We start from the raw sequence: 17,609 nt of genomic DNA, 5'->3' as shown, positions 1-17,609 counted from the left end.
GAGCGAGGTCTAGCGCTTTTTGACAACTTTCCAGCGCTTCCTCATATCTCTCTAGATTATTGAGTGCAGCCCCTCGAATTACCCAAGCATCAACAGATTCAGTATCGAGGTCTAGCGCTTTTTGACAACTTTCCAGCGCTTCCTCATATCTCTTTAGATTATTGAGTGCAGCCCCTCTATCTACCCAAGCATTAACAGATTCAGGAGCGAGGTCTAGCGCTTTTTGACAACTTTCCAGCGCTTCCTCATATCTCTCTAGATTATTGAGTGCAGCCCCTCGATTTACCCAAGCATCAACAGATTCAGGAGCGAGGTCAATCGCTTTTTGACAACTTTCTAGCGCTTCCTCATATCTCTTTAGAGCAAGGAGAACAGCCCCTCGATTTACCCAAGCATTAACATATTCAGGAGCGAGGTCAATCGCTTTTTGACAACTTTCCAGCGCTTCCTCATATCTCTTTAGATTGGCTAGAGAACCACCCTGCCCAACAAAAGTGGATGCATTACTTTGATCTAATTCCAGTGCTTTCTGATAGCAATCCAGTGAATTATTGTAAATTTTTGCACTTCCCAGTAAGTCACCAAGATTTGAAAAAAGAGTATGCTTTACTTTCGGATGGCAGTGAGTTAATTTTTCACACTGGATTTTCGCTTGCAACAGTGAATCAGTTCTTTCTCTGGATGTGCAACGTAAAGACTTATAGATCAGTCCTGCACACTTGCCTAGAGTATCCTTGAGATCGCCAACTGATTTCAACAGGGATTGAATAGATACCTCAATTTGTTTAGAAAATTCCTCAATTGCTTGTTCCGAAGGAGGATTCTCACCTTCAAATTTAATCTTGTAGTTTGTTGGGCGTATATGTAGAAAATGCGAGCCAAAGCTGAGAGCCATTTCTGAATCTTTAAAAAATTTGCCTGTCGCTTTGGGAAGCAAATTCAGGTTCTCTTCACTTATCTCTGCACGAATGAAAGCAAAGGGAGCCATAAATACATCTGGTACTTGCAGATAAACTGCGGTAAAGACCTGTTCAATATATTTTTGGAGTCCTTCCTTTCCGTTGCCAAAAAGATTATAATAGAGAAACTCGGCTATCAGTTCTCGCCACCCCTCATCCTCATACTGATCAGGTAAAAACATTTCAGGAGTGACAAGATCATCCGCTTGTTTCTGGAAGTAATCGGCTAGTAAAGCATGAGTTTTGCGAAACTGAGTTTGATCCTCCTGAAAATAGGAGTGTCGAAATACATCCCGCACCACATCATCTAAGCGGTAGTGTCCTTCGGTAAACTCAACAAAATCTGAGCCTTTCAACCATTCAAAATAACCCTCTGCATTATCGGCATCTTGTTGTAAGCCTAATTCAACGCTTCCAAGTAAATATTGAATCATCGCCCTATCGAACCATCGACAACAAGCTACCACATACAAAACTTTCCGATGCCGGGGCTCTATCCCCTGCAAAAGTAAATCAGTGATCGCTTGGTTTCCTTTGGAAAAATCAGGTTCTTCACCTTGCTCTCGTTGCTTCCGTACCCAATCTAGATAATAGGGTAATCCCTGTGTTGCTTTGTTGATTCTGGCGCGTATACCGCCATTTTCAATGCCAATTTGCTTGAGATATTTCTCTGTATCATCCTTGATAAACTTCTTAAGTGGCACCTCAAGGAGCAACTTCCGATCCTGGTTGAGCTTGCGCCAACCCTCATCTGCTTGCAGCGATCGCCGCCCTACAACCACGAGCCTTACTGGTGCACAAGACAACGCAGTATATTCGACCAAATACTGCCACAGCCATTGATTCAGGTAAGACTGTGCTTTTTCATAGGTATCCAAAATCAGCACGAGCGATCGTCCTCTGCTTTGGGCAAATTGCATCAGACTTTCAGCAAATGCCTGCGTCAGTTTGGAAACTGGCTGTAACATAAGAGCCTGTAGCTCAGGCTGGTCTTTGGTCGCAGGGTGATTCCGCACTCGCTGTTCGATCGATTCTTGCAAGCTGTCTGCATCCTCTCCAATCGCCGCTAATGCAGAAAAACCTACCCCTGAAACATTAAAAGATGTCGGCTTACTTGAGGTGGAGGTCAAACCTCTTGGGCCTAGCCATATGAAGCGTTGAAACCAGCTTGTAATCTTCCTTGCTTCTTCGCTGCTAGTTGTTTTACCATCAATAGACTCATGACTCAACTTGTATAGAGTTGACTCAAACTGCTCCTCCTTTTGTTTGAATGAATCGGCGATCGTTTCACCTCCAAAACGCTCAACAGCCTGCTCATGTACCTTTCGCATCAATTTTAGGGGAGTTTCGATATCAGGCGTTTTCGTAAAACAAATCTCCAGAAAATCAACTTTGCCTGCATGGGCATCCTTTAACCGCCCCAGTAACGTTGTTTTACCAACTCCGCCTGTTCCCCAAATATTGAATAGCAAGGGTTGTCCCTCAGATTCGTTGAGTGCTAGGGCAAAGCGTTCTAACAGCCTTGTCGCCTCATCTCGTTCTATGTAATGGCTATCTGGCACTCGCGATCGCATCGCAGATTGACGATTAATCTCGGACTGAGCTGACTGCTGAGTCTCTTTCTTTGCTAATTGTGCCGCTTCTAATCGTGCCTTCAGGTTATCAACTTCTTGGCGTTTGTCCTTCAGTTCGATATTTAGATTTGACGGCCTTGTCAGGCTGGTGTAGCCTGCTGCCTTTTTCTCTAAGTCTGCAAGCACCGTTTGGGCAATAGCCAGTGTTTCTTCCAAAGCAGCGCAATCATCCATTGACTTCCCCATCTCTCAATCTTGCTTCCAATTCTGCCACCTCTCGCCGTTTTTCCTCTAGTTCAATCCGCAGATGGCCAGGCATTTGCAGCTTCCCAAAGCCAGCAGCCTGTTCTTCTAGAATAGCCAGCGATCGCCTCGCCATTGCCAAGGCTGGGGTCATCACCTCTTGATTTGTCATTACCCTAGGCAACTCTGGACTCTGGGTTTGGCTGGGCAGTCCCTTGCCACCGCGCAACATTGCCACTGGGAAATCCTCCGTTGCTGCATCAAAAAACGGGGTTTGTTCTGCGCGACAGAGGTTACGGGCACTCTCTGAAACCGTTTTTCCCAAGTGAGTCATGACGTTGGAAATTCTGATGAGGCGATCGCCCGGTTGATTTGCCCCTCCCTTCAGCGCCTCAATCAGATGATAGGTATAGAGACTGAGGATGCCATCTGGACGCACCCAAGAACTTTGATTTCCTCGTGATGAGGTGAACACCGCCCGGCCTTCCCCCTGCTTCAGGGCATCAATCACCCCTTTCGGCAACGCTGTAGGCAAAAAGTCTGCTGGCAGATCGTTCTTAGCGGTAGCCATCCCCTCCGCATGACAACTATCAATGATGACCCAGAGACGTTTAGCCTCGATCTTGCGTAACTTCTCACTCAAGGTTTCGGCTGAAAGGGCTGTTTGTGGAATGGCTTGCCCATCAAAATCATGTTGGAGTAAGTAGTAAGCATTACTGGCGAGGTCAAACATACCATGCCCAGAATAGTAAATGACGATCGTGGCATCTGGGTCTGCATCTGCAGATCCTTTTAACCAGTCCAGATCATCCAAAATGGCACTGCGAGTCGCACCCTGGTTCTGTAACAACCGGACATGATCGGGCGTATTGGGATATGCACAAAAATTTGCGTCAGTGAGCAAATCTTTGAGCGCTTGAGCATCCTTGGCTGTTTCTGGAAGCGATCCCCTGGGGTCAGCAGTATTACCAACACCAATCAACAGCGCGTAACCGTGGGTAAATAGATCGGACATCTAAAAAAAACTCCAGCAGAAAACAACAATCCCTCAACCTGTATTAATAATATATAGTTCCTAAACCAGGATAAACTAAAAAACACAATCAAGCTACTTCCAAAATAAATACTAGACTAAGCTGTTAGTTTTAGTGCTTACTCGTTATCGCTACCTTTCTTCCAGTTTCGCTCGATAGCGGGCAGCATTGGCAACTTTCAAATTGTACAAACTACTGGTCTTATTCACGTATATATGCGTATAGATTGACAAATATTTCGCCATCGTATCGGTATATTTTACAAGCCATTTTCGGTGCTTTTCTACTTTAAAACAGCGCCTATTTTTTCCGAAATTAATTAACAAAAATCATGAGTAAAAACCAGCGTTTTTTCGGTTCCGTAGATGGGAAAAATCTTTTAATACTGCCAATAAGTCTCTCCTTTTCCATAAACAGCTTCAGCGACAAAGCCATTGGCAAAGCGCAACTGTGCGTAGCACAAACAAGCTTTGTAGAAATCCGGCTGAGTGTCCAAAAATATGGCATCTGGCGCCTCTTGAAGGAAAATCTATAGCACCGCAGCAAAAATTAGAATCAAAATAATCAGACTCTTGAACTGATTAAGCAACAGTATCAATGCGCTCGATTTACAGCACTTTCCGATGCTATGAGGTACAATTAAGAATTGCGGCATTATTGGCGTAGTTGGATTTAGCTTGACACTGCCGGCAACCAGAGCGGCTGCGATCGATTTAGACGGGGTTTTTGTAGGTTTAGGACGCGGAGTTTGCTACTGTCACGTAAATCGAAGAATATCCAGCGCAAATGCTCTACCCATCCCGGCAAAACCTGCGAGATCACAACGGAAATTCCTGGCAGGCGATCGCCTTTAAGCGTATTCATCCCGGTGGTAGTGCGATTGTCTCGACTTTTGGGAGTTTATCGAGCGATTGAGTGCTTCAGATGATAACTTTGCCTCCATTGAAGCCGCCGTAGAAGAAGGACGCACCGTTTATGGCAACCTGTTGAAAACCATTGGGTTTATCCTACCCGTCAACGGTGGAGAGGCGATGACCATAGTGGTGGGAATCTTGGCTGGTATCACCTTGCCAATTTTGCCCGTGCAGATTCTCTGGGTGAATATGGTGAGTTCCGTCGCCCTTAGTGCCACTCTAGCTTTTGAGCCCTTATCGGCTGACACTATGCGCGGTTTGCTCCTGTTGCATAATGTGATAGCGATCGTCACTCTAATTGACGCGGCTGGCATTAATGCGTTTGAGTGCGAGTTTCCTAATGGTAGTGCTGGCATTAATGACTGTGGCACTGCGCTGTGGTTGACAGGAATGTTGATGAGCACGATCGGCTCTAATTACTTTCCGAAAACAGCCCAAGGGCGGGTGCTTTGTTTTTTGCTGGCGTTGTGTGCGATCGCGCTAGGCGGTTATTTTACAGCAACCCTGGCTACATTTTTTGTGAGCCAGGAGGCCGAGAGCGATCGAGCACAAATAGCGGCTACACAATCTATTCAAGCTTTGGAAACAGAAATTCCTGCACTGCCAACAGAGGTTCAAGCCTGCTTCACGAAAAGGTTTAGACCTGTGAATTGCTAACCTTAGAGTTGAGCATGAGGTCGATCGTTCTCGATGCGATAGTAGACAAACGATTATGTCTGTCCAATTATAGATAATATTCTAATCTCAACTCTGCCAAGCGACAGAGGATATTTAAATTCTTTAATTTTACTATAAAATTACCGTCTAACCACTCAACGCAAACATATTTAGAACGCTGGAAAAAATCAACCGAATCAATTTATGATTGAAAATCAAAAATCCCCACGTTATCAAGCCTAAGTCAAATGTTTAACTGTTCAATAGTGCGGACAGTTTTTCTAGGCACAATGGCGGATTTTCTCAATACTTTGAAGCCCAGCAGATAATTAAATCAATGTCATCTCCACTCCTGACTTGCATTTAATTTGACTTTTTTACGATCCTTGCCCTCTAAAGCTTGTAGTATCGTTACCAAAAATGCCCGCAGTATTGAATGTTAATCTGGTTCTATTTATTACATTGACACGAGAAACTCATGGAAAACACATTGTTCGATCGCACATTCCGCGACAGCGAAGGCCAAATTGTTATAGCTCAGACGCCAAATCTACCACTGAGTGTCGGGATTATAGCTAGTTTATTAACGCTCATTGTTACAACAGGTAAAATTAATTTAGGGTTGGAGCTAGTAGCCTTTGGCTCTTTGTTTACTTGGGCTTGGGAAGAATTATTTCAAGGAGTTAATTACTTTCGTAGAGCATTAGGTTTGATTGTGCTTGTCGGTCTGATTGTAGGGAAACTTCAATAATTAGGTAAGCATAAATCAAATCAATAAGGTATAGCAAAACCTTGAATCAGGCGGATGAGGAACGGTGGAGAGGTTGACCGGCTGTAATGGACAATCCAAAAATTAACACCAATAGGATGTGGGAACACCTGAACAATCCTCCACTCATTCGCTACCTGCTACTATGGACGCTTGGCTGGGCGATCGTGCAGGTGTTGGCATATTTTGAAACGGTTCTGATTGTTTCTATTTTTGCAGCCATTCTCGCCTTTGTGCTTAACTCTCCAGTAAAATTTGTATCTCGTTTCATCCCTCGTTGGGTAGCGGTTGTGCTGGTGTTTTTACTTGCCTTGTTGATTCTAGGTGGGTTAATGGCAACGTTAGGATTAGCTATCATTTCCCAAGCACAGCAGTTATTGGAACAGGCTCCTCAATTTTTAGAGTGGGCGATCGCACTGTTGGAAACACTCCAATCGTTTCTGCAAAAGCGCATTACGACCGATTTGAGCACCTTTGAGACACAACTGCGCCAACAACCCCTCGGCATCATGGGCATGGGTTTTTCCACACAACAAAATGTGTTATTCAACTTGCTAGATCTGATTGTGATTGCGGTGGTTCGCTTCTTTATGCTGCTAGATGGTAGACGACTAGGGAATCTGATCGTGAGGCTCTTTCCATCCGGATTACGCGATGATATGACCAGGGCAATTCAAAATAATTTTCTTGGTTTGTTTGGTGTCGGTTGCTGTTATAAATCTTCTTCGGCATCTCTACCTTTGTGGTGTTTATTTTGCCTAATATTCCCTATGCACTGGTCATGGCAGCAGTCACAGGCGCATTTTACATGATTCCCGGTATTGGCTGGCGCAACGATTGGGATTAGCCTTATCTGCCTGATTATTCTGCTTCAAGGAATTCTGCTCAGCTTGAAAGTTTTAGTGGTTTGCATTGTCTTACAGCAGGTTGAAAAAAACTTACTCAGGCCCCGTATTATGCAAGACTCCATTAATATAAATCCAGTCATTATGTTCTTTGCGCTATTATAGCAATCCTAAATGAGTCGTAAATTTTTTACCCCACCCCAACCCTTCCCTTACCAAGGGGAGGGAGTAAGAATTCACAAATGATTTAGGATTGCTATAGTGGGGGCGCCAGGCGCTGGATTGGTCAGAGTTTTTCTGTCGCTCCCGATCGCAGGCGTAATAATCAGCCTCCTGGATGTTGATGAAATACCTGGGGAAAAGACAGAATAACCTTCTGGTTGATGTTGAAGCTAGTTGTGGTGAGGTTTCGATTACAACATTTTTTGTTGAATCTCTAGGAGAGAAATTATGAAAGGTTTAAAGGGAAAAAACGCACTCATTACTGGAGCGAGTTCAGGCATTGGGCAGGCGATCGCCATTCGTCTCGCTCAAGAAGGTTGCAACATTGCCGTTAACTATCGCAAAAGCTTAGAAGAGGCAGAAGATACTGAAGAAATAGCTCTGCAAAAAGCCTGTGGACAAGCATCGGAATGTGGGGTTGAAACGCTATTAGTTCAGGGAGATGTCTCCAAAGAAGACGACATCCTTCGTATGGTGAATACTGTCATTGATAAATTTGGTAGTCTGGATATCCTGATTAATAATGCTGGGATTCAAACAGAAAGCGCATCCCATGAAGTGCCAACTGATGAATTCGATCGCATAATTGCCGTCAATTTGCGAGGTGCATATCTCTGTGCGCGGGAAACCATTAAGCATCTGTTAGAGCAGCAGCGCTCAGGCGTGATTATCAATATTTCCAGTGTGCATGAAATCATCCCCCGCCCGATGTATATCAGCTATTCCATCAGCAAAGGCGGTATGGGAAATCTGACTAAAACCCTAGCGTTGGAATACGCAAACCGAGGCATCCGCGTCAATGCTATTGCGCCCGGTGCAACAATTACACCGATTAATGAAAGCTGGACTGACAATCCAGAACAAAAGGCAGTAGTGGAAAGCCATATCCCAATGGGACGGGCCGGCACATCGGAGGAAATGGCGGGATCTGTTGCCTTTCTCGCATCAGATGAAGCGGCTTACATTACGGGACAAACGCTCTATATTGATGGTGGATTGACCCTCTATGGTGACTTTCGCGAAGCTTGGTCTGCCTAAATTAACTTGGAGAAACTATTTGGAGTAAATAGGCGATCACTGTCATTTTACCTAAACAAGGATTTTTTTTGGCGATCGCTTTCTTTACTCACCGGACACTAGACTAAACCGCACTAATGTGTCATGCAGATACAGCGGTTCCCCCTGTTATGAGGTACAATAGCAACAGCTAGCTTCCCCAATTTCTTAAATGTTGAGGATTTATTAAATTGAGGGCAACTGCTATTATTGTATCAATCATAGATGCGTTAGTTGGAGCAAATTTCCGCAAAAAAGATTTGAGTTGTGACCACCCGAGTTCAATAGGCATAAAATAGGCGAGAGTCAGAAGATAAATAAAACTCGTGCCTACAGCTTCAATCATTGGTACAATTGATGCTAGTTTATGAACGGGTAAATTATCCATTACTACTAATGCTCCTGCCCATAATTCAGGACACAATAAGTTCTCAATAAATAGGGCAAATGCTGGTCCATCCATTGAATCCTTTATTGCCATTACTGCCAGCACTTGGTTAATACTAATTGCACCTATAGCTGTAATCTTTGCGCCTCGATAAAATGGTTTTAATAAGGATAATCTTGTCCCCGCTTGCGAACGGGCATGAGTTCTGGCCAAACCAGCGTAAAATCCCAGTTTCATCCAAAAATACCAGGTTTTCTGGCTCAATATGTTTGATCATTTCCCAATATTTAACTCTTAACTTTTAAACTCTTTCTGTTGCGGCTGGGGTACTATACTATGTTTTTTTTACGATTTAATCCTAACTTCTGCAAATACCGACACATGGCCGTTCTGCTCACCCCATTTCCAGTCTGATGAGCAAATAATTCACACAACTTGACCCTAGTGGCATCTGGATGCTCTGCCACCAGTGCTTTGACGAATGGTTGGGAATTTATCAGATGAGTCAATTGCGGTTTTTCTCTCTGTTTCGGCTGTAAATTACCCTCGGTTTTTTGAATATTCACCAATTTTTGAACTCAACTTTTACTGACCCCAAATCTAGTAGCTAATTTCCGGTCGTGACATCTTTTCTGCCAAATGAGCCTTCACTATTTTTGGCCGGAGATCGAGAGAATACGCTTTCATTAGGTTGGACTACAACAAGGATATTTTAGTGTACCTCATAACAGCGGAAACCGCTGTATCTCAAATCTTGCACCCTTCTCAATAACACGCTTTCAGGCCTGTTCCACAAAGAAGGATTTTTCTTGGGAAACAACCTCTCGGGCCCGTTCCTAAATAGGTAATTGAGGAGAGTGCAACATCTCAGTTATATTTAATTTTTCCAAATTAAATAACCTTATGTTGGCTAGTTTTTGGCTATTTTATAAGTTCGAGAGTTTGCCTAGTTTCGCTTGATAGCCTCGCAGTATCTGCTACTTTCAAAGCATACAAACTACTGGCATTGTTTACGTACAAAGGCGTACCCTTTGACAAATATTCCAACACCATATCGGTGTCTTTGGCAAACAAACCGCGCCGAGTTCCTACTTTGATGTTGTGCCGATTTTCTCCCTGAATTAATTGACCGGATTCGGGAGTAAAAACCAGCGTTCCTTCTTCACCGTAGATAGTAAAAATGTTTTCCGACTGCCAAAAAGTCTCTCCTTTTCCATAAACAGCTTCAGCGACAAGGCCATTGGCAAAGCGCAACTGTGCATTGCACAAACAAGCTTTGTAGAAATCCGGCTGACTGTCCCAAAATTGAGCTTGACAGTTAACGCTTGCCACTTCCCCGAACAAATCAGTAAATCGGTGCAGTCGCGAAATTGCACCAACTAACGGGAACCCAAAGAGGGAATGTTGATAAGTCCACCGCTGTGGCGCTGGATGTTGAGGAGTAATAGTAATGTAGCGGGCGTAAAAAACTTTACCGACTAATGGCAAAGATTCTTTGATTGCTTGGTGCAAACCGCCTAACAGTTCGATGTGTTCGATGTGGAGGAGTTTTTGCTTTTGGGCGGCAAGTTCGATCGCCCTTTCTGCTTCAGATACGTCTAAAGATAGAGGATATTCCACCACAACGTGCTTGTCATTTTCTAGGGCTGCCAGGACGATCGCCCCGTGATCCCGGTTCACCGTACAAACAATAACCAAATCTAAATCGTCTCTTTCTACCAGCTTGCGCCAAGAAACCGCAGCTTCTGCCCCGAACCCTTGACAAAATGCTGCGGTTTTCTCCGGGCTGTGGCCAGCAACCGCTACCAAGTGCGATCGCCCATCAGCTTGAATTGTCTCAGCCCTCAACTTAGCGGCAAAACCAGTACCCACAATCCCCACGCGAATTGGAGAATTAACCGAAAAACCAAAGCGAGTATCAATATTAGTCATGGGATTTGAGATTTAAGATTTTAGATAGTTACAGACTTGCGCTGCAGGGCTTTAGGGTTCTACCGTGCAGATTTTAAGCTGTGGTTGTGGTGCGATTTATTCGATCGAGCCTTCAACACCCAAGCCTTGATGCGATCTAACTATACATTTCACCGCCTGCCGGGACTTACCTTGTAGCCGACTTTCCTGAAACTCAATCGACACACCGCATACCAACAACCCGGTTTTTGTGCTGTAGGGCTCAAAACAGGATTTTTCCTGGAAACCGGATTATTTAGCGCAAGTCTTGCGGCAACAGTATCACAAGGCTGAACCCAAGATAGGTATAAGTAATCAAGATGAAATTAGAAAAAGTTATAACTAATCCCATTCAAATGTTTTGTAAATAAGTGTGTCAACCTCCCTTCTATCCCCTACTATCATAGAGGGAACGAACCTAAGACCTAACCTCAAAGCTAATAGAGCCTTGAAGTTTGCATTAGGAAAAATTATCAATCTTGTTGAATTTTTGAGAGGATTTAGTGCATGGCAACTTACAAAGTTACCCTCATCAGCGAAGCCGAAGGAATTAACCAGACCATTGACGTTGATGACGATACTTACATTCTTGATGCTGCTGAAGAAGCAGGACTCGACCTCCCCTACTCTTGCCGCGCTGGAGCTTGCTCCACCTGCGCCGGCAAAATCACCAAAGGCGAAATTGACCAATCCGACCAATCTTTCTTGGACGATGACCAAATCGAGGCCGGATTTGTCCTCACCTGCGTCGCCTATCCCAAGTCTGACTGTACGATCGAAACTCACCAAGAAGAATCGCTCTACTAAGAAAGGACGCTCTGCGTGATACCCTAAGAAACCCGGTTTCTCGTTTCCAGAATTAAGCTGAAATACGGCAATTATGTTAAGAAACCGGGTTTCTGTGTCTAACATTGCAACAAAGCCGCCAGCAGTCTGTCACTCCCAGCTATGAATTCATAGCTGTTTGAGCAGATAGCTGACCAAATAATTTTAGATTTTAGATGGCAGATTTTAGATTAACGGTGAAACCAATCTAAAATCCAAAGTCTAAAATCTAAAAGTTTAACGGCTAATATTTAGTCTCGCGTTGCGCGGACTTTGTTGGTTTAGTGGCGATTTAAATTGCCGACTCTTAGGCCGACTTCGATCGACTATTCGCGCCAAAATGTAATGTTATCACTGAGCGGCACAACTTGAGCGCCGGGAAAATAAAAGCCCAGAATTTGAGATCCGTTCCAGCCCAAATTAGCCAAATTGTAAGAACCAGTCTGACTCATTCCCACCCCGTGTCCGAAACCGCCTCCGACAAAAGCATAACCATTGAGGGTTTTGTCGGGATTGTAAATTGGTTCTAGGTAAAAAAGCGTGCTAATCGGCGGGTAAAAAGCATTGCGAATCTCGTCTTTGTCGATATCGATGGGGCCCAAGTCAGTTTGAACCTTCATTTTCAAAACTCGACCTGCGGCCGACCTTTCCACCACTTCCACTTGAGTGACAGTTTTAAGATTAGACAGCGGGTGCTGTTTCTTCTGAAGATACTGTTTGAGAAATCCAGCAATCGCTGTCAAAGAAGCTGGTTCGCGCCAGCGAAACGTGTCTTCTTTTTCCTCATTAAACCCTTTTTCCAAACTGATAAAGCGGCGGAAATTGTTTTCGTCAGACAAACTCTGCTTGGACAAATCCCAAACATTATTAGCGGAATCGACTATCGATCGCAAATATGGACGTTCCGCGCCCTGCCACACATCGTTAAAAGAGGCTGTCACGCCGCCGCTAGATGCGGAATAAAGCGCGTCTACTAGCTGATTTTCGTAAGTTAGCACCAAACCGCTCGTTTGGGCGATCGCCTTATCGCTTTGCGGGTAAACCTCGGTCAAACCTTGATAAACTTGGCAGTTAACATCAGCGCACAACTCATAATTATCCACAGCAAACCGGCGCAAATTTCTCAGGGCGTAGGTTCTCGCCAAAATAGTTTGAGCCACAATCGCAGCGTAAGGCGAAAAAGCCCCTATTTCGTGAGGAACAACACCCCGCAAATAAGTTTCCGTCAGCACTTCATTTACCAAAGTATAAGTGCCGTAAGCATTTTTTTGCAGGCGCAAATTGCCACCATAACGGCGAGTTTGTTGAATTGCTTTTTCTGGTTCAGTAGCTGTCGCCTCTTGGGTGGTTTGTTCCAATACCTCAATCACATTTTTCCCCGCCGTCACATCCAACTCATTGCGGTTGAAACGAAAGCCGTTTAAAACCCAAAATGCCTGGGGTACTTGTTTAAAAACTTTGGAATCCAAAAAAGCTGTTGTGTTCCCTTGAGCTTGCAAACTTTGCAACAGCCAGCGCCGCACCAAAGGAGAGTTATAAACATCTCTTTTTGCCCAAACTTGCCAGCGCAAAGGTTGAGCAATTTCTACTTCTATTCCCTGGGCGCGCCAATCAGTGGCGCTGTCTTCCGCACTCTCGAAACTGCGGTGAGAACTTAGTACCACTCGTTCTTCTACTAAGGGCGATTCCAGCGGTTTGGGGGCTATTTCTAACTTGACGCTAGCAGCAGTTTTGGTTTCTATGCCTTGAGGAGTTTTGTAACGCAAAGTTAAGCTGTCGCCCGGTAATGCTTTCAGCGTCAGTTTGTCGGTTGGTTTGGTGCCAAACCGCTGCACTACGCCAATTTTGATGGGTCTATTTTGGGGAGTTTGGGCGTATCCCGCAGCGCTGAAGATGGGTAACAGGCACAATGCGGTGAAAACAGTGCTAGAAATGCAGCTAAACCATTTGTAATTGGGAGTGGGAGGTGCTTGAGCGAACACGGTTATCTGTCTCGCGATAGTTGAAAGTGGGGGATTTTTGATTGTACGTTAGCACATTTGGCCGTTGCTATAAGGGAATTGCCGAAGATTAACTGGTTTGGTTGCCCGAATTCTGTTAAGTCGCTAGGCGCAAATAAACTTTACATCAAGCAATTTTGAGCCATTACCCACCCCACAATCTTATTATGGGTAATTCAATGAAAGCGAGTTTACCTACTTACTTGGTTTTTCCAATATTGGTAGGCGGCATAGGCTAAGGTGACAGCGCCGGTGACGATCGCAGATTCATCGACCTCAAATTGCGGGTGATGGAGGGGATAGTTCGGTTTGTCAGTCAGTCCCACTCCTAAGCGAAACATGGTTCCCGGTGCGTGTTCTAGATACATCGAAAAATCTTCCGCGCCGAGGGATGGTTCTGGTAAAATTTGGACGCGCGATCGACCTAAAGCTTCTAAAGCCGCAGTTTCTACTAATTGCGTGAGTTTGGGGTCGTTTTGGACTCCGGGCACGCCGCGCTTGTAGGTGAGTTCGTACTTAGCGCCGTAAGTCGCGCAGACGCTAGAAACAATTTGTTCGATCCAAGCCGGCAGTTTTTCGTGGGTTTCTGGATGCAGCGATCGCACGGTTCCCAATAATTTTACTCGATCGGCAATCACGTTCGGCGCTCGTCCGCCGTTAATTTGCCCGATCGTCAAAACCAGTGGCCTCAAAGGATTTTGCGTGCGGCTAATTGCCTGCTGCAAAGTGGTAATTATCTGAGAAGCAATCCAAATTGCGTCGATCGCCTCGTGGGGACGCGCACCGTGGCCGGATTCGCCCATCACAATCAATTCTATGTCATCTGCCGCCGCCGTCAGGGCCCCGTGGCGGATACCGATGCAACCGCCGGGAATCGTCGGAAAAACGTGCACTCCGAGGATGCCGTCAACATCTTCCATCGCCCCATCTTTAATCATCCATTGAGCACCTTGGGCAATCTCTTCCGCCGGCTGAAACAAGAAGCGGACGTGACCGGGCAATTTTTCCCCTAGCTGAGACAATATCATGGCTGCGCCCAAACCGACGGTGGTGTGGATGTCGTGGCCGCAGGCGTGCATGACTCCCTCGTTACGGGAGGCAAATTCTAAGTTTGTGCGTTCTTGAATCGGTAAAGCGTCCATATCGGTGCGAATTGCCAGCCACCGGGACTCGCTGCTGTTGCCTTTGAGTTCGCCGAGCACTCCTGTTTTGCCGATTCCTTCGATCGCGCGGACTCCGCTGGATGCGAGAACTCCGGCTACATAGGCGGCGGTTTGATATTCTTGGCCGCTGAGTTCGGGGTGGGAGTGGATGTGGCGGCGAATTTCGATTAAGCGGGGTGCTAGGGTGGCGGCTAATTCTTTGATGCGGGGAAGCATGAATTTAGTTGGGGAGTGCGGTACAAGTTGTAGTCAACTAGGTTAACGCATATGTTTGGGGGTGAACAGGGTTACAAGGGACAAAAGTGCGATCGGGCTTTTAGATAGCAATGCTATTTCGTTTGTGAATAATATTTTTTTTTCACCGCAGAGGGCGCAGAGGACGCAGAGAAAAGAGAGAAAAGAGAGTTAGGTTTAAACGGGGAACAAAAGTCTATATTTTAGGTTTAAATGCTGATTTTTAGTTGAGAATTTCTGGTTGTGATATCATCACGTAGTAAGTTCATTAAAATTATTTTCTATGATTAGCTTTGGATTCTGGAATGTAATAATTTTAATTACAGTCGCGTTGTTTATAAAATTTAATTGGCGATTAGATAGCGAAAAAACAGCATGGCAAGATTCTTTGTTTTTAAAACATCCTTCTATCCAAAGGTTGACTCAGTTTTTTCGCCAACCTATTGTTAACTTTATTTTGCAAGCAGTTATTGTATTAGCTCTCACCAGATTTCTCAGTTATACCGGTTGGTTGGTTTACAATCTGACTACTCGACCCGATCCGCCTTACTGGGATTTTAAGTGGTTTTATGTAGCGAGTAGATTAGCCCATCAGCATTTGAGTCCCTTTAATGTCGAGGTGTTTAACATCGGTTTCTGTAGCATCACTAAAGTGTGTGGGTTTATTCCATCTTTTGTTTATCCACCTAATATCATTCCTCCGCTGTGGTTTTTGGGCTATTTCCCGATGAAGACTGCCTTCACTATCTGGACTTGGCTGCATCTTATTGCCACAGGTTTTGTTTTATGGGGAGCGAATATCTTGTTGGTGTCGCACTCACGAGCTGTTCGGACTATTTGTAGTATATCAGTTGCATTCCTCTACGGTTTTGTCTTCGATCTTCAAGTTGGCAATGTGGCAACTTTTATTGCAGTTCTGCTGTTATGGATGTTTATTTATGCTAGAAAAAATCTGGATGTAATTGCAGGAATTTTATTAGGTGTTGCCCTTTTTAAACCAACTTTAGTTATATTATTTATTCCTTATTTTTTAATCAAAAGACGGTTTCAGCTAGTTTTTATATCTCTAGTCACGGTAACTTTTTTGGCAGTCATAGGTCTAGCTGTAACGGGCAATTCTTTAACAGGATTTATACAGGATGCGACTCGTGGATTTCCACTCTGGCTCAACGATCCATCGAATAATGCTTATATTTCTATGAGTCGCCTTGATTTAAGGGTTATGGGGCCGAGATTTTTCCCCGATAGTCCCTTCGTGGCGAAGCTATTTTCTGACTTGATTATTCTGCTGCTAGTTGGTTTAATGAGTTGGTATTTTTACAAAAAACAATCTCGCAATGTTTGGTCAAAAAAAGTTGACTTATCTGAAATGGTGCTAATTTCTAGTTTGAGTATTGCTATCAACTATTCACAGCCAACCAGTTCTGTGATGTTAGCACCGGCGGTGGTTTTTTTGCTGAATGATTTATGTTTTCAGATTAAAAATTGTGCGTTCTCTAGGCAAAGAATGTCGGTTTGGTTATTGGCAGTTGGCTGTGTCCAGGTGCAAACCGCTGTGATTCATGGCGGGCTGTTGGTGTTTCTAGGAAAGCGGTGGAACTGGAAGGGGGGGGAATTGCCTTATTTGTTTAAAGTAACTATTTTTTCACTACCGAGTTATGCGATTTTAGGCCTTACGTTAAGTGTTTTAGTCTTAGCGATTACATCCCTTGGTCAAAAACAGGTTGCTGAATTTGACCCTTTGGATCGGGTTTCTGGTTAGAGGAAAAACAAAACCCCACTCCAACACAAAATCAACGGCCCGACAGGTTGGCAGTTGAGAATAACCCCTTAGCGTAGAGCTCAAAGGTTAATTGCTGCTGGGTTCATCTTCTGTAGTCTTTTTAGCCAAGTAAGCATCTACAGCTTGAGAGACAATCCGACTTACGAGATTGCTGACTGTCCGGTCTTCTTCCTTGGCCCAATCTTCCAAAACGTTGTAGGCGTTTGGAGGAACGTAGCTGGTGACTCGTTTTAGGTTTTTTGCTGGCAAGTTAGGCAACTGGGAATTTACTTCATACATCGATCGTACTTTCTTTGTACGCCTCTTGCATAGTGACACACGGTGTGATACCGATCGCGCGCAGTGGTAGTTGATAGTTTAATCGCCTTTGGATTCATTAAACTTGCCTTCCTTCTGCGCTCTTTCGAGTCCTTCTTCCACCAAAAGTAATGCCATTTGGGAAATCGAACGACGCTCAATACTCGCCAGTTTTTCTAACTTCTCCTTGATTTCGGGTGGCGGGTAAAAGGCAACTCTAGGAGATTTTGCAGGACTCACATTGTTTGGGGGTAGCGTGTTCACCATGTCATTTTAGCTGACTGCAAATTTTTTAGAAAAATTTTAAGCCAAGGTAGCACACCACAATCTAGTTTATGCTATAGTAATCTAAACACCCAAAAACCAAACCCCCACCGCTCAGACTCACGATCGTTCGGTGGGGGCTTGAACTCCCATATTTAGGAGAAACTGTATGATATCACAGCCAAAGTCAGTTCCCGAACTGCTCCGGGAAGAAATTCCTGATGTACCTCAAGGTAAGCAACCAATTCGTTTGCTGTTGTGTGGCGTTCCCAAAGCGGTAGACAGCATCGTTAATCTGTTGCACGTTTTAGGTTTTGCAGAAGTTGGGGAATGGAGCCCGCCTCTACCATCGCCGATAGCGGGTGAGGTGATTCGGATTTTAACCCGTTACTGGAAAGAGTAATCTTTGAGGGCGATCGCACGAATTGAAAA

The 17,609-nt window shown here is 44.6% G+C and carries 15 protein-coding genes and 2 pseudogenes; 9 read left to right on the top strand and 8 right to left on the bottom strand.

What is annotated here, in order from left to right:
* Window positions 1-2,767: tetratricopeptide repeat protein (locus QUB25_RS04430; RefSeq protein WP_333182146.1), on the bottom strand; the 2,767-nt coding region annotated here is incomplete at its 3' end.
* Window positions 2,760-3,791 carry a caspase family protein gene (locus tag QUB25_RS04425; RefSeq protein WP_333182145.1) on the bottom strand — a complete coding sequence of 344 codons (1,032 nt, stop codon included), beginning with the start codon at window positions 3,789-3,791 and terminating at the stop codon, window positions 2,760-2,762. The genes QUB25_RS04425 and QUB25_RS04430, both read right to left, overlap by 8 nt.
* 784 nt (window positions 3,792-4,575) lie before the next feature.
* Between QUB25_RS04425 and QUB25_RS04420 the strand changes: the two genes are divergently transcribed.
* From QUB25_RS04420 to QUB25_RS04395, 6 genes and pseudogenes are all read left to right on the top strand, one after another.
* On the top strand, window positions 4,576-4,725 hold the full coding sequence (locus tag QUB25_RS04420) for a DUF3122 domain-containing protein (protein WP_333182166.1): 150 nt from the start codon (window positions 4,576-4,578) through the stop codon (window positions 4,723-4,725).
* 5 nt (window positions 4,726-4,730) lie between these two features.
* Window positions 4,731-4,979: pseudogene (locus QUB25_RS04415) on the top strand (cation transporting ATPase C-terminal domain-containing protein); the annotation flags it as partial.
* On the top strand, window positions 4,974-5,381 hold the full coding sequence (locus QUB25_RS04410; protein WP_333182165.1) for a potassium channel family protein: 408 nt from the start codon (window positions 4,974-4,976) through the stop codon (window positions 5,379-5,381). The pseudogene QUB25_RS04415 and the gene QUB25_RS04410, both read left to right, overlap by 6 nt.
* A gap of 478 nt (window positions 5,382-5,859) precedes the next feature.
* Complete coding sequence (locus QUB25_RS04405; RefSeq protein WP_333182144.1) at window positions 5,860-6,132, top strand: hypothetical protein; 273 nt, start codon at window positions 5,860-5,862, stop codon at window positions 6,130-6,132.
* A gap of 86 nt (window positions 6,133-6,218) precedes the next feature.
* Window positions 6,219-7,160: pseudogene (locus tag QUB25_RS04400) on the top strand (AI-2E family transporter).
* A gap of 285 nt (window positions 7,161-7,445) precedes the next feature.
* Window positions 7,446-8,255, top strand: coding sequence for a glucose 1-dehydrogenase (locus QUB25_RS04395; RefSeq protein WP_333182143.1), 810 nt, complete (start codon window positions 7,446-7,448; stop codon window positions 8,253-8,255).
* A 169-nt stretch (window positions 8,256-8,424) separates the two neighbouring features.
* On the opposite strand, the gene QUB25_RS04390 is transcribed toward QUB25_RS04395, so the two are convergent.
* Window positions 8,425-8,925 carry a transposase gene (locus QUB25_RS04390; RefSeq protein WP_333182142.1) on the bottom strand — a complete coding sequence of 167 codons (501 nt, stop codon included), beginning with the start codon at window positions 8,923-8,925 and terminating at the stop codon, window positions 8,425-8,427.
* Window positions 8,926-9,582: 657 nt separating this feature from the next.
* Window positions 9,583-10,593 (bottom strand): Gfo/Idh/MocA family oxidoreductase, encoded by a 1,011-nt coding sequence (locus tag QUB25_RS04385; protein ID WP_333182141.1) that lies wholly within the window; start codon window positions 10,591-10,593, stop codon window positions 9,583-9,585.
* Between the two features lie 525 nt (window positions 10,594-11,118).
* Between QUB25_RS04385 and QUB25_RS04380 the strand changes: the two genes are divergently transcribed.
* Window positions 11,119-11,418 carry a ferredoxin gene (locus tag QUB25_RS04380; RefSeq protein ID WP_106149950.1) on the top strand — a complete coding sequence of 100 codons (300 nt, stop codon included), beginning with the start codon at window positions 11,119-11,121 and terminating at the stop codon, window positions 11,416-11,418.
* Between the two features lie 344 nt (window positions 11,419-11,762).
* On the opposite strand, the gene QUB25_RS04375 is transcribed toward QUB25_RS04380, so the two are convergent.
* Window positions 11,763-13,418, bottom strand: a complete 1,656-nt coding sequence (locus QUB25_RS04375) for a SpoIID/LytB domain-containing protein (RefSeq protein WP_333182140.1) — start codon at window positions 13,416-13,418, stop codon at window positions 11,763-11,765.
* Between the two features lie 209 nt (window positions 13,419-13,627).
* A complete protein-coding gene (locus QUB25_RS04370; RefSeq protein ID WP_333182139.1) occupies window positions 13,628-14,815 on the bottom strand; it encodes a M20 family metallopeptidase in 1,188 nt (395 codons plus the stop codon).
* A 301-nt stretch (window positions 14,816-15,116) separates the two neighbouring features.
* Between QUB25_RS04370 and QUB25_RS04365 the strand changes: the two genes are divergently transcribed.
* Window positions 15,117-16,595: a glycosyltransferase family 87 protein gene (locus QUB25_RS04365; protein ID WP_333182138.1), complete on the top strand. Its 1,479-nt coding sequence runs from the start codon at window positions 15,117-15,119 to the stop codon at window positions 16,593-16,595.
* Window positions 16,596-16,682: 87 nt separating this feature from the next.
* On the opposite strand, the gene QUB25_RS04360 is transcribed toward QUB25_RS04365, so the two are convergent.
* A complete protein-coding gene (locus QUB25_RS04360) occupies window positions 16,683-16,895 on the bottom strand; it encodes a ribbon-helix-helix domain-containing protein (protein ID WP_333182137.1) in 213 nt (70 codons plus the stop codon).
* 78 nt (window positions 16,896-16,973) lie between these two features.
* Window positions 16,974-17,180, bottom strand: coding sequence for a ribbon-helix-helix domain-containing protein (locus QUB25_RS04355; protein WP_333182136.1), 207 nt, complete (start codon window positions 17,178-17,180; stop codon window positions 16,974-16,976).
* 166 nt (window positions 17,181-17,346) lie between these two features.
* Between QUB25_RS04355 and QUB25_RS04350 the strand changes: the two genes are divergently transcribed.
* A complete protein-coding gene (locus tag QUB25_RS04350; RefSeq protein WP_190663608.1) occupies window positions 17,347-17,580 on the top strand; it encodes a hypothetical protein in 234 nt (77 codons plus the stop codon).
* Window positions 17,581-17,609 lie beyond the last annotated feature (29 nt).

The organism is Microcoleus sp. B3-D7, from assembly GCF_036705305.1.
Lineage (GTDB): Bacteria > Cyanobacteriota > Cyanobacteriia > Cyanobacteriales > Microcoleaceae > Microcoleus.
The sequence above is the reverse complement of the archived record's forward strand: the minus strand, read 5'-3'. Positions and strand labels throughout refer to the sequence as shown.